The organism is Chelativorans sp. AA-79 (genome assembly GCF_029457495.1).
In the GTDB taxonomy this organism is placed as follows: domain Bacteria; phylum Pseudomonadota; class Alphaproteobacteria; order Rhizobiales; family Rhizobiaceae; genus Chelativorans.
The window spans coordinates 4,276,025-4,287,752 of the sequence record NZ_CP120361.1; the positions used below are offsets into that span (position 1 = coordinate 4,276,025).

Genomic DNA, 11,728 nt, shown 5'->3' on the forward strand with positions numbered 1-11,728 from the left:
GTTTCCCCCAGCAACGAAAGGAAAAACATCGTGGCCCAGATTGGAACCTTTACCCGCAACGACGATGGCTTCTTCGGCCGCGTCCGCACGCTCACCCTCGACGTCGAGATGACCGTTCTTCCCGTCGAAGGATCAGACGCGGAAAACGCGCCGAACCATCGCGTCTTCTGCGATGGCCTGGAAGTCGGCGCGGCCTGGGATCGCACCGGCGACAAGGCTGGCGCCTACCTCTCCGTGACTATCGACGACCCATCCTTCGTCGAGCCCATCCGCGCACGCCTGTTCGAGTCCGACACAAAGAAAGGCACATGGAACCTGCATTGGACGCGCAGGAAGAAGAACGACGGCGAGGCATGACAAGTTATGCGCTGCCACCGTTCTCGTCGAACTTTAGGCCCAATCCCCTTGATCGATCGAGTGCCGGTCAATCCCCTCGACCCGATCGCCCATCGGGCGGCCGTCACGCGCAGCGAAGGTCAAGAGCGGCGGCCTGTTTTCCGGGGAGCGGACACGTCATCATACGCTACTCGTCCGGAGAATGTTGGCCGCCGGCGAAGCCTTGCCCTTGGCCGTAGCGAGCACGATGGCAGACTGATGGCGCATCGGGATGGCGGTGCATGCGCTGCCGTCCCGACAATCGTCACGATGCTCATTGCAGGTACGATGATCGTCATCATGGAGGCCCCCGCATCGGCCGAACCGCCACCGGGCGGACGGCTTGAGCACTCGTCGGCAGTCGCGCCGGCGACCGATCCGTGGGCAGTTTACGTCACCGAGGCGGCTCGCCGCTTCGTCATTCCGGAGCAATGGATACGCGCGGTGATGAGCATCGAAAGCACCGGCGATCCGGCTGCACTCTCGCCCAAAGGCGCCATCGGTCTCATGCAGGTCATGCCCGCCACATGGGATGAAATGCGCGTCAGACACGATCTCGGATCCAATCCCTGGCAGCCACGCGACAACATTCTCGCCGGTGCCGCTTATCTGCGCGAGATGCACGACCGCTACGGCTCGGTCAACGCGATGCTAGCCGCTTACAATGCCGGCCCAGCGCGCTACGATGCGCATCTCGCGTCCGGCCGATCGCTGCCGGTCGAGACGGTCGACTATGTCGCGAAGATCATGCCGATGATCGAGGGCACGATCTCCGTTACGTCCTTCGATGGACGCCGATCCCACCCATTGTGGTCTCGCGCGCCGCTCTTTGTTGCGCGGTCGATCATCCATACCGACGACGAACCCGCGTCCGCCGATCTTCCTTCCGGTCGCCCTTCGAAGCGACCTGCAATCGTCGACCTCTCGGCGCTTGTCCCGCTATCCGATGGCCTCTTCGTAGCTCGGCCGGAAGCGGAAGGAACCCGTCGATGAATTTCGTGGTTCTGCGCAGGGATTCGTGCATAGTCGTTTTGACTACGGTGCGCTGCGGGACAGCGGGAGCAACGACCGAAGCATGGCAAGATAAAAAGCCGCACATCGCGGCTTTGACGGTCGGTTGGTTTTGCTGGCTTCGCCGGGGTTTTGCGCACATCGCGCGCACTCAGCGCGATGTGCGCTGCCTCATTTTGTTGAGTGCTTTCAGCACAAACCGCACATCGCAGGTTTTTGCCCCATGAGCCGCGACGACGATTTCCGCGTCCGGCCCGGCCGCATCCGCTCCTCAAAGGCGCAGCGCGCAAAACCCTTCGTCGCCCAGGCGCTCGCCGCCGCGCAGAAGGCCGGCGGGCGCGTCTCGCGCTCCGGCAAGATCACATCATGCCATGGTCGGGGACCGAGTTTCGCGCGCGGCCGTGTAGCCAGCGTGCGCGCCAACCGTTTCATCACCAGCCGCTCGCGGCTCTGCACCGTCAAGGCGCTCGTGGTGCGCAACAGAGGTCAGCGCGGCCCGCTCGCCCGGCACCTCAATTACCTGCGCCGCGATGGCGTCACGCGTGACGGCGAAAAGGCCCTCATGTTCGGCCCGGATACCGACGACGCCGATGCCAGGGAGTTTTCTGACCGCTGCAAGGACGACCGGCACCATTTCCGCTTCATCGTCTCGCCCGAGGACGCCACCGACATGGAGGACCTGAAGCGCTTCACTCGCGAGTTGATTGCGCAAGCCGAAAAGGATCTCGCCACAAGACTCGACTGGCTGGCCGTCGATCATTGGAACACCGACAATCCACATGTCCATGTCATCGTCCGCGGCCGCACCGACGACGGCCACGACCTCGTGATCGATCGCGACTATATCAAGAACGGCTTGCGCGATCGCGCCCAGGACATGATCACCCTGGAACTCGGTCCCCGAACCGATCTCGACATCAGTCGCTCTCTTGAGCACCAGATCGAGGCCGAGCGCTGGACGCAGCTCGACCGGCAGCTTGTCCGCGACGCCAACGAACACGGTGTCATCGACGTGGCGCCGTCACCAGATCGCCAGCCCGACGAGTACCTCACCCAGAAGGTCGGGCGGCTGCGTCATCTCGAACGGCTGGGTCTCGCTGGGACGATCGGCCCCGGCCAGTGGATCATTGCGGAGGAAGCCGAACCCACCTTGCGGGAACTCGCAACCCGCAACGACATCATCAAGCGCATGCACCGGGCGCTCACCGAACGTGGCATTGAGCGTGGCGCGGCCGACTACGTCATCTCCAGCGAAGCTCATGACGAGCCGATCATCGGGAGGCTGGTCGAACGTGGTCTCGAAGACGAGCTGCGCGGCACCGCCTATGCTGTGGTCGACGGCATTGACGGCCGCACACATCATATCGGCCTTCCCAACATCGAGGCGGCCGGTGACAGTGCGCCCGGTTCCATCGTCGAGCTGCGGTCCTTCGAGGATTCTCGTGATGAGCGTCGTGTTGCGCTTGCGGTCCGCTCCGACCTCTCAATAGAGGCGCAGACCACAGCGGAAGGCTCGACCTGGCTGGACCGCCAACTCATCGCCCGCAATCCCGCCGATCTTGGCAGTGGCTTCGGCCTGGAGGTGAAGCGGGCAATGGAAGAACGCACCGAGCATCTGATCGAGGAAGGACTTGCCCGGCGCGAGGGCCAGCGCATTGTTTTCGCCCGCAACCTGCTCGGCACATTACGCGAGCGCGAGCTGGACGCGCTCGGCCAAAAACTCGCGACCGAGACCGGCATGCCGTTCCAGAAATCCGCCGCAGGCGAGTATGTCTCTGGCACATACCGGCAGCGTTTCGCTCTCTCCTCCGGCCGCTACGCCATGATCGACGACGGGCTCGGCTTCAAGCTCGTGCCCTGGACGCCGTCGGTCGAGAAAAATCTCGGCCAGCACATTTCCGGCGTGGCTCGAGGCGACGGGGGCGTCGACTGGTCTTTCGGACGCAAGCGGGGGCTGGGACTGTGAGCGCCTGCCCTCGAACGGCCTTCCGCCTGCCGGCCAACATCTCCGTTTCGATACTTGCAATGATCCAGAGAGGCAATATATGACTATCGGTAGTCACATCAGGAGCGACACGATGAAGGAACTCCAGCTCAAGGACGCCAAGGCGACGCTCTCCGCCGTGGTCGATCAAGCCGTGGCCGGCGAGCCGACTGTCATCACCCGGCATGGCCGCAAGGAAGCCGTGCTTGTCTCCTTCGAGGAATGGGAGCGCGTCTCGAAGGTACCAAGTTTTGCCGACCTGCTGCTCGCCTTCCCCGGCGAGCCGGGCGACATCCCCGAGCGGTCCCGCAAGCCCGCCCGCGCGTTGCATGATGCCGGCCACTGACCTTGTATCTCCTTGACACCAACATCGTCTCGGCCGATGCACCGGCCAAGCGGCAGGTCGGGCCGGAGGCATTTGCGACCTGGGTACGCGAGCAAGGCGACCAGCTCTACATTTCGACCGTGACCATCGCCGAGATCGAGGCAGGTATTGCCCGCGCCGACCGGATCGGCGCCACCACCAAGGCCGAACACCTGCGTCAATGGCTCGGGGCGATCGAGCATTTCTATGCCGGACGCATCCTGTCCTTCGGTATCGAGGAGGCTCGCGAGGCCGGCGCCATGCTCGACCGGGCGCGCGCGCACGATCCCGGCTTCGAGGATATCGCCATCGCCGCCACCGCCGCAGCACATGGCTTCACCGTGCTTACGGCCAACGAGCGTCACTTCGCGCCGCTCGGCGTCACGGTGATCAATCCGTTGAAGCGTCTGCCTCCTCCGCCCGCCTGACAGGACGCGCCGCCGCATCCTGCAAGTATTTTCCGCAGTCCCTTCGCTGCTCTACGACCTGCAGGCCAATTCTGGTTGAAACCTGCGCATCCCTTGCCCTTCCTCGACTTTCTCAGTCGCCGCAGCGGAGGTCAGCACAGCCATGCCCGCCAGTCGTGTCATGTGGGGCCAGATCGTCATCGTCTTCACCATCGTCCTCGTCGCTGTCTGGGGCGCAACGCAATGGACAGCGTGGCGGCTCGGTTTCCAGGCCCAACTCGGACAGCCATGGTTCGAGATTGTCGGCCTGCCGTTCTATCCGCCGCCGGCTTTCTTCTGGTGGTGGTATTTTTACGACGCCTATGCCCCGCACATCTTTTATGAAGGCGCCGCCATCGCGGCGTCGGGCGGCTTTGTCGCCATCGCCGCCGCCATCCTCATGTCGATCTACCGCGCCCGCGAGGCGAAGGACGTCCGCACCTTCGGCTCCGCCCGGTGGGCCGGGCGCAAGGAGATTTCCGATGCCGGCCTGCTCGGCGACGATGGGGTCGTGCTCGGCCGCTACGAGAAGGATTACCTCCGCCACGACGGCGCCGAGCATGTCCTGTGCTTTGCACCAACGCGCTCCGGCAAAGGTGTCGGCCTCGTCGTGCCGACCCTGCTCACCTGGCCGGGGAGTTGCATCGTCCACGACATCAAGGGCGAGAACTGGGATCTGACTGCTGGCCTGCGATCCCGCTTCGGCCGCGTGCTCCTCTTCGATCCGACCAACGCGAAGTCGGCCGCCTACAATCCCCTGCTCGAAGTCCGGCGCGGCGAATGGGAGGTGCGCGATGTTCAGAACGTCGCCGATGTACTGGTCGATCCCGAGGGTTCGCTGGAAAAACGCAACCACTGGGAAAAGACCAGCCATGCGCTGCTGGTCGGCGCCATCCTGCATGTTCTCTACGCCGAGAAGGACAAGACGCTCGCCGGTGTTGCCGCCTTCCTGTCCGATCCGCGCCGGCCGATCGAGTCGACCTTGGCCGCCATGATGACCACGCCGCACTTGGGCGAGAAAGGGCCGCATCCGGTCATCGCCAGTGCTGCGCGCGAGCTGCTCAACAAATCCGACAACGAGCGCTCCGGCGTGCTTTCCACCGCCATGTCCTTTCTTGGTCTCTACCGCGATCCTGTAGTGGCCGCCGTCACCCGCCGCTGCGACTGGCGCATTACCGACATCGTGTCCGGCAAGAAGCCGACGACGCTCTACCTCGTCGTGCCCCCCTCCGACATTTCCCGCACCAAGCCGCTCGTGCGCCTCGTGCTTAACCAGATCGGCCGGCGACTGACAGAGGATCTGCACGCGAAGGATCGTCGTAACCGGTTGCTTTTGATGCTCGACGAGTTTCCCGCGCTCGGCCGCCTCGACTTCTTCGAGTCGGCGCTCGCCTTCATGGCAGGCTACAGCATCAAGGCATTCCTCATCGCCCAGTCGCTGAATCAGATCGAGAAGGCATACGGCGCCAACAACTCCATCCTCGACAATTGCCACGTCCGCGTCAGCTTCGCCACCAATGACGAGCGCACGGCCAAGCGTGTTTCGGATTCTCTCGGCACGGCCACCGAGATGCGCGCCATGCAGAACTATGCCGGCCACCGGCTGGCGCCCTGGCTCTCCCACCTGATGGTCTCGCGCTCCGAAACCGCGCGTCCGCTGCTCACCCCCGGCGAGGTCATGCAACTCCCGCCGGACGACGAGGTCGTCATGGTCGCCGGTATTCCGCCGATCAGGGCCAAGAAGGCGCGCTACTATGAGGATGTGCGGTTCAAGGAGCGCCTGCTGCCGGTGCCGAAAAACCCGAATGCCGGTTTCCTGCCCGAGCGCGACAACTGGTCGGCACTTGCCTCTGTCGCCGCTCCCGTCGTGTCAGGCAATGCCTCTGCCAAGGCGCCGGCGACCAACGGCTCTACGAAGACCGCGGCGGCGAAGCAGGACGACGATCCGCTCAACGCCGGCCTGCGCCGCGAACCCGGCCTCGAGCCGCACAAGGACATCGCTCCGGAGAAGGAGCAGGCCCCGGTCAATGAATTCGATCCGGATGCCGACGAGCCCGAACGCGACTCTGCCGCCAACCGCGCGGTCGTGCGCGACATGCGGCAGACAGCACGACAGATCTCGATGAACCCCGGCGATGGCATGGAGCTTTGAGCGATGGCCCGATCACGCGACAGCCGGGAGCGCCCCGACAAGAAGAAGCGGCTTTCCGTCTATCTCGATCCAGAGCTCATGCGCCTGCTCGCCGACTTCGCTGACCGGCGCGAACAATCCCGCTCGCTGATAGCCGAGGCCGCCATCGCATCCTTTCTGTCCCCCGACGCCGACGAGCGCCAGGAGGCGGCGACCGCCAAGCGCCTCGACCGGATCGACCGCAATGTCCAGCGGCTCGAACGCGATATCGGCATCGCCAACGAAGCCTTCGCCATCTTTATCCGCGCCTGGCTGACCTCCACCGCGTCTCTTCCGGAAGCCGCGAATACCGCTGCCCGCGCTAGGGGCGGTGAGCGCTACGACAGGTTCCTCGAAGCGCTCGGCCGTCGTCTCGCCAGAGGACCGAAGCTCAGGCAGGAAGTGCCGGAGGACATCAAAGCAGGCAACGCTCCACACTCTTCCCCCTAACTAAGTGCATCAATCACAAGATCTGGTGCGCCGGCTCATTGGCCTGGGTAAGCGCGCTTGCCCGTGAGCAAGCAGTGAGCTTCCTGGCGGTTGTTGAAAAAACATGACTATAGAAGTATGGTTTTGTGACGCTCGGATCAGGCTGTATCCTTGGGCGTTGAATGCGGCCTAGCTATCTGGTGTTGTCGGGAATTCTTAATCCAATAACCGATGGCAATACGGGGACGCCCTCGAACAGGCGCGTCAGGCATGACGGCGGGGTGGGAATGAGACATAGAGCGGCAACGACAAGGCCGATTTCAGGGCGTCCTACAAGACCAAAGATTGAACCGGGCACGATGGGTCCGGCATCGCTTCATCTTCTGTCTTTCCCCATGATGCGGAGCAGTCTCGAATGAAAGAGGGACCTAGCCTTCGCTTTGCAACATATCTGTCGAGTCGTTCCATGCTGGTCGAGTATGCTTCCCAGCGGCTCGGCTCGCGAGACGCTGCTGAAGACATCGTTCAAGAAGCCTTCATTCGTTTTGTTCCTGCGACGCTGGACAGCACACCACATCGGCTCAAAGCCTATCTTTTCCGGATCGTTCACAATCTTGTTGTGGACGTCATACGGCGCAGAAGGCTCGAAATTGATACACTGCAAAACGATCCCACCCACCATTGGATGGGGTCGCAGCCGGAACCAACCCCGGAGGAAACGGTTCTGTTCTGTGAGGCGATACGCCGGTCGATGGACGCAGTAGCCAACCTGCCGGAGAACCAAAGGGTCGCGCTGGAAATGGTCAGATTCGGCGGCTATTCGGTCGAACAGGTCTCGGAGCACCTCGGGGTATCGGTCTCCACAGTCTATCGTTTGGTACAAAATGCCGTGGCGACGATTACGATCCAGCTCACGCAGGATACGGCTGATCCGCTCCCCTCGCAGCCTCGGAAATAATCCTGTAAGAATCATCCTCAAGAACGATATGCACTGGCTTTGGCGCTCTCACGATAGCGGCGGCAGCTTGGTGCGCTAGGGGAACGTGTAGAACGTTGGACAGCAAGACGGAACATGAATTGCTGCAGGAAGCGACAGGCTGGATTCTGAGGCTGGAAAACGCCCATCGAGATTCGCCGCTGTTTCAGCAGTTCAATGACTGGCTCACCTCCTGCGAGGAACATCGCAAGGCGTGGGAACGCGCCAATAAGACCTGGCAAGTCCTTGGCGCGATCAACCTTGCTCCCGGCCAGGAAGGCTCGAGCGATGTCCCGCAGCGATCGAAACCGCCGATCTCGCCTGCCGATCCGACCCGATCCGCGCGCCCTATTGTGGCGCGCAAATTATATCGTCGGCCGGCCGCCGTGGTTGCGGCCGTCGCAGCCGCTTGCATCCTTTGGTTCACCGTACCGGCGATGCTCCTTGCCTTCCGTGCGGATTACCGCACGGCGACCGGCGAAACCGAAGTGGTCCACATGGCTGACGGATCCACAGTCGAGCTCGGGGGTGCGAGTGCGATTTCCACGGATATCGACACGACCCAGCGCCGCGTGACGCTTCTGGCCGGCTCGGCCTTCTTCGATGTCACGCCCGACGCAGAAAGACCGTTCATCGTCGATGTCGAAGGACTCGAGGTACGGGTACTGGGCACCGCCTTCGATATCCAGCTCTCCTCCGCGAGCACAAGTGTCGCTCTTCTTCGAGGCTCGGTTGAGGCCGTTGCCGAAACGGGAAATCAGACCTCTGAACATCTTGAGCCCGGCCAGATGCTCGTGCTCGATCACGCTACGGACGCCGTCACGATCAACAAGATGCCCCTTGAAGACATCGGCTCATGGCGGGAGGGCAAGATCTTCCTCGTGAACACGACTGTCGGGGAAGCCGTGGAACTGATCCAGCGCTATCACGACGCATGGGTCTCGATACCCGATGCAACACTCGCCAACCGGAGGGTCAGCGGCCTCTTCGACCTCCGCGACCCCGATCGTGCGCTCGCCACGCTCGTCGAGCCTTTCGGCGGAAGGGTGCGGTCGATTACGCCGTTCGCCCGCGTCATTTCCCGTCTTTGAATATATCTTGACTAATTAAATCAGGAAAAATTGTAGCTGCCGTGAGAATCTTGCGGAGTTGTTCGTCTTTACGGTCGGGAGCGCACGCCCACAGCCCGTGCGCAGCGACACAGGGAGATGGACGGCGCGATGAGTATTTGGGGCGTATGGGGTACATCTGAAACAGGACACGACAAGAGGCTAGCCGCCATTCGCGGCCGATTGCTTGCCGGTGGCGCCATGTGTGCGCTTTGCCTCGCTCCCGTCGTATCCGCGTCAGATGCGCATTCTCAGACCGTTCAGGTCCAGGGTGCGGATATTTCCGCCTCCCGCCAGTTCGACATACCGGCCCAACCGCTGATCACGGCGCTTTCCCAGTTCGGGCGCCAATCGGGGCTTCAGGTCGCCTTCCCTGCCGAAACGACACAAGGCACAAGGTCGAACGCCGTGGTCGGCAGCTTTACGCCCGAGCAGGCTTTGACGCAGCTTCTTCAGGGCACCGGCGTCTCCTGGCGGATCACGCCGCAAGGTTCCGCCGTTCTGGGTGTCAATCAGTTTACCGATACAGAAGGCGGTGATTTTGCCGCCGGCGACACGACCCTGCTCGACAAAATCACTATCATGAGCCGGGTCAATGCGGCCCATGGTTCCGGTTTCCAGGGCACGCCGGATTGGGTCTACGAGACACCCGAAAGCATCAGCGTGATTTCGCGGGAGGCGATAGTCAACAGCCCGTCGCGTAATACGCGCGACCTGTTTGATCCCATGGCTGGCGTCTGGGCCAACAGATCAGAGGGTCAGAATCCTGGTATCAGCGTCAATATTCGTGGTTTGCAGGATCAGAACCGTGTCGTGACGATGATCGATGGCGCACGACAAAACTTTCAGCGAAACGCACACGGGTCCACCCAACGGACCTACGTTGATTCTGCCTTCCTTCGCACAGTCGAAGTCGAAAAAAGCGGAACATCAAGTGTTGGGGGCGCCGGAACACTTGGCGGCTCCGTAAACTTCCGCACACTGCTCGCTGACGATCTGATAATGCCTGGGCGGCGCTGGGGCGCAGAACTGAATGCCGCCACGGGGACCAATGAGTTCGATTTTGACGGCTCGATTGCTGCTGCGTTCCGCGTGTCGGACAGGTTCTCTGTCCTCGGTGGCATTAGTCACAAGGACCTTGGCGCCTATGATATCGGCGAGAATGGCACTCTTGACGTTGGCGATGGGACATACAGGAACGAGGGGCTCCTCTTTAGCGGTTCCGAAAGCTGGTCGGGCCTGCTCAAGGCAGAGGTGGATTTCACCGACAACGCGAAACTGACGCTCGGATGGTTCCACAATCAGGTCGATGCGAGCCAGGGGATTTATCAGGACAGCGGGACGCAGATATTCAAACGCGAAGATCAACAATACATCGTCAATGACACGCTGACGGCAACTTTCGCATGGGACCCGGTCAGCGACCTCGTCGATCTCAAAGGCCAGCTTTGGTACAGCGGCACAACGAATGAAGAGAAGCGCGGTGCCCGCAGCTTTGATAATCTTGGAGAGTTCACCACCATCGATTACGAGATGGGGACGTTCGGCGGTAGTCTCCAGAATACCAGTCGCTTCACGCTCGGTCTTGGAGATCTTTCCCTGAATTACGGCGTAGAGGCGTTTCGTGACGACGGTGAGACGACTGCCCCTGCAACGGCCGATCCGGAAACCGGCTCAGACTTGAGTTACGGTTATCGAGGACTGAACCCTAGCGGTCGTCGCGATGTGATCAGCGGCTTCACCAATGCAACGCTGGAACGAGATGATTGGCTGACCGTTTCGGGAGGCCTTCGCTATGACTATTTCGGTCTTGCCGGAACTACAAAGATATTCGGACCCGTTGAACGACATACGGAAGTTATAGAGACAGCATATGAAGAGTTTATACCTGGACAATGCTATACTTATCCTGATGGGACCCCTATTATTAATCCCGTTACTGGAGAGCAAGTCTGCGAAGAAGGCCGGTGGGTAACGCGTACAAAATACAAAACGGTCACGTCGGTCGAGCAAGATTCCGCCGATGTTGATATCGATCTGTCCGGAGGGGCACTATTGCCGACCGCCATGGTCGCGGTAAAGCCTTTCGATTGGCTGCAGCCCTTTATCAAGTATTCCCAGACCTACCGTCCGCCGACCATCATGGAAGCCTTCGCCAGTGGCGGGCACCCCAACGGCACGAACAACGAGTTCGCACCGAACCCTTGGCTTGAACCGGAACAGGGTCGGACCTGGGAGATCGGCGCCAATGTCTCCTACGACGGCATTCTCCGTGCGGGCGACCGGTTCCGCATGAAGGCAGTCGGATTCTATCGCGAGATCGAGGACTACATCACCATTGGTCAGATTTATCGCTCTGAGACTGATTTCGAATACAATGCGTATGTCAATCTGGACGGCATAACGCGCATGAAAGGTATCGAACTGGAGGCAAACTACGATGCCGGACGGTTCTATTTGGGCGGGACGTTCAGCTACATCGATACGGATTGGGCGGAAACGTACATTTACAATGACGTGCCCCACAATGCGGAGCCGGGCGTCATCTTCGTGCCGCCCGAGACGCAATTCACCATCGACGCCGGTGTTCGGCTCCTCGATGAAAGGTTGACATTAGGCGGCCGTGTGACGCACGCAGACATGGGAAGACCGGCCTACGGCATTCTCGCCGCAGGCTATGCGACAGAAGCGTACACCGTTTACGATATCTATGGTTCATATGCCTTTAACGAAAAGGCAAAGCTTCGCTTCGCGGTCAACAACGTGACCGATGTAGCCTATGTACCGGCGCTCGGCGACACAAGCTTGCCCGCTCCAGGACGGACGGCAACTGCCTCCCTTAGCTTCAGGTTTTAGCAAATAAC

Annotated in this window: 11 protein-coding genes; all 11 read left to right on the forward strand. The window is 61.2% G+C overall.

Features of this window, described 5'->3' with window-relative positions; translation table 11 throughout:
- The first annotated feature begins 30 nt into the window (after nt 1-30).
- On the forward strand, nt 31-357 hold the full coding sequence (locus PVE73_RS20915; protein ID WP_277364093.1) for a DUF736 domain-containing protein: 327 nt from the start codon (nt 31-33) through the stop codon (nt 355-357).
- 237 nt (nt 358-594) lie between these two features.
- Nucleotides 595-1,368 carry a lytic transglycosylase domain-containing protein gene (locus PVE73_RS20920; RefSeq protein ID WP_277364094.1) on the forward strand — a complete coding sequence of 258 codons (774 nt, stop codon included), beginning with the start codon at nt 595-597 and terminating at the stop codon, nt 1,366-1,368.
- Nucleotides 1,365-1,613, forward strand: coding sequence for a hypothetical protein (locus PVE73_RS20925; RefSeq protein ID WP_277364095.1), 249 nt, complete (start codon nt 1,365-1,367; stop codon nt 1,611-1,613). The genes PVE73_RS20920 and PVE73_RS20925 overlap by 4 nt, the downstream gene beginning before the upstream one ends.
- Complete coding sequence (locus tag PVE73_RS20930; RefSeq protein ID WP_277364096.1) at nt 1,610-3,352, forward strand: VirD2 family relaxase/mobilization nuclease; 1,743 nt, start codon at nt 1,610-1,612, stop codon at nt 3,350-3,352. Before PVE73_RS20925 ends, PVE73_RS20930 begins: the two co-directional genes overlap by 4 nt.
- A 112-nt stretch (nt 3,353-3,464) precedes the next feature.
- Nucleotides 3,465-3,716 (forward strand): type II toxin-antitoxin system Phd/YefM family antitoxin, encoded by a 252-nt coding sequence (locus PVE73_RS20935; RefSeq protein WP_277367534.1) that lies wholly within the window; start codon nt 3,465-3,467, stop codon nt 3,714-3,716.
- A gap of 2 nt (nt 3,717-3,718) precedes the next feature.
- Nucleotides 3,719-4,162: a PIN domain-containing protein gene (locus tag PVE73_RS20940; RefSeq protein WP_277364097.1), complete on the forward strand. Its 444-nt coding sequence runs from the start codon at nt 3,719-3,721 to the stop codon at nt 4,160-4,162.
- 142 nt (nt 4,163-4,304) lie between these two features.
- Entirely contained in the window at nt 4,305-6,332 is a 2,028-nt protein-coding gene (locus PVE73_RS20945) for a conjugal transfer protein TraG (protein WP_277364098.1), read from the forward strand.
- 3 nt (nt 6,333-6,335) lie between these two features.
- Nucleotides 6,336-6,800, forward strand: coding sequence for a CopG family transcriptional regulator (locus tag PVE73_RS20950; protein ID WP_277364099.1), 465 nt, complete (start codon nt 6,336-6,338; stop codon nt 6,798-6,800).
- Between the two features lie 445 nt (nt 6,801-7,245).
- Complete coding sequence (locus PVE73_RS20955; protein WP_277364100.1) at nt 7,246-7,737, forward strand: RNA polymerase sigma factor; 492 nt, start codon at nt 7,246-7,248, stop codon at nt 7,735-7,737.
- 95 nt (nt 7,738-7,832) lie between these two features.
- On the forward strand, nt 7,833-8,846 hold the full coding sequence (locus tag PVE73_RS20960; protein ID WP_277364101.1) for a FecR family protein: 1,014 nt from the start codon (nt 7,833-7,835) through the stop codon (nt 8,844-8,846).
- A gap of 117 nt (nt 8,847-8,963) precedes the next feature.
- Nucleotides 8,964-11,720, forward strand: a complete 2,757-nt coding sequence (locus PVE73_RS20965; RefSeq protein WP_277364102.1) for a TonB-dependent receptor — start codon at nt 8,964-8,966, stop codon at nt 11,718-11,720.
- Nucleotides 11,721-11,728: the final 8 nt, after the last annotated feature.

Coding starts and splice junctions, on each gene's coding strand:
- PVE73_RS20920 (WP_277364094.1), top strand. CDS start 595: ATGGCGCATCGGGATGGCGGTGCATGCGCTGCCGTCCCGACAATCGTC.
- PVE73_RS20925 (WP_277364095.1), top strand. CDS start 1,365: ATGAATTTCGTGGTTCTGCGCAGGGATTCGTGCATAGTCGTTTTGACT.
- PVE73_RS20930 (WP_277364096.1), top strand. CDS start 1,610: ATGAGCCGCGACGACGATTTCCGCGTCCGGCCCGGCCGCATCCGCTCC.
- PVE73_RS20935 (WP_277367534.1), top strand. CDS start 3,465: ATGAAGGAACTCCAGCTCAAGGACGCCAAGGCGACGCTCTCCGCCGTG.
- PVE73_RS20945 (WP_277364098.1), top strand. CDS start 4,305: ATGCCCGCCAGTCGTGTCATGTGGGGCCAGATCGTCATCGTCTTCACC.
- PVE73_RS20950 (WP_277364099.1), top strand. CDS start 6,336: ATGGCCCGATCACGCGACAGCCGGGAGCGCCCCGACAAGAAGAAGCGG.
- PVE73_RS20955 (WP_277364100.1), top strand. CDS start 7,246: ATGCTGGTCGAGTATGCTTCCCAGCGGCTCGGCTCGCGAGACGCTGCT.
- PVE73_RS20965 (WP_277364102.1), top strand. CDS start 8,964: ATGGACGGCGCGATGAGTATTTGGGGCGTATGGGGTACATCTGAAACA.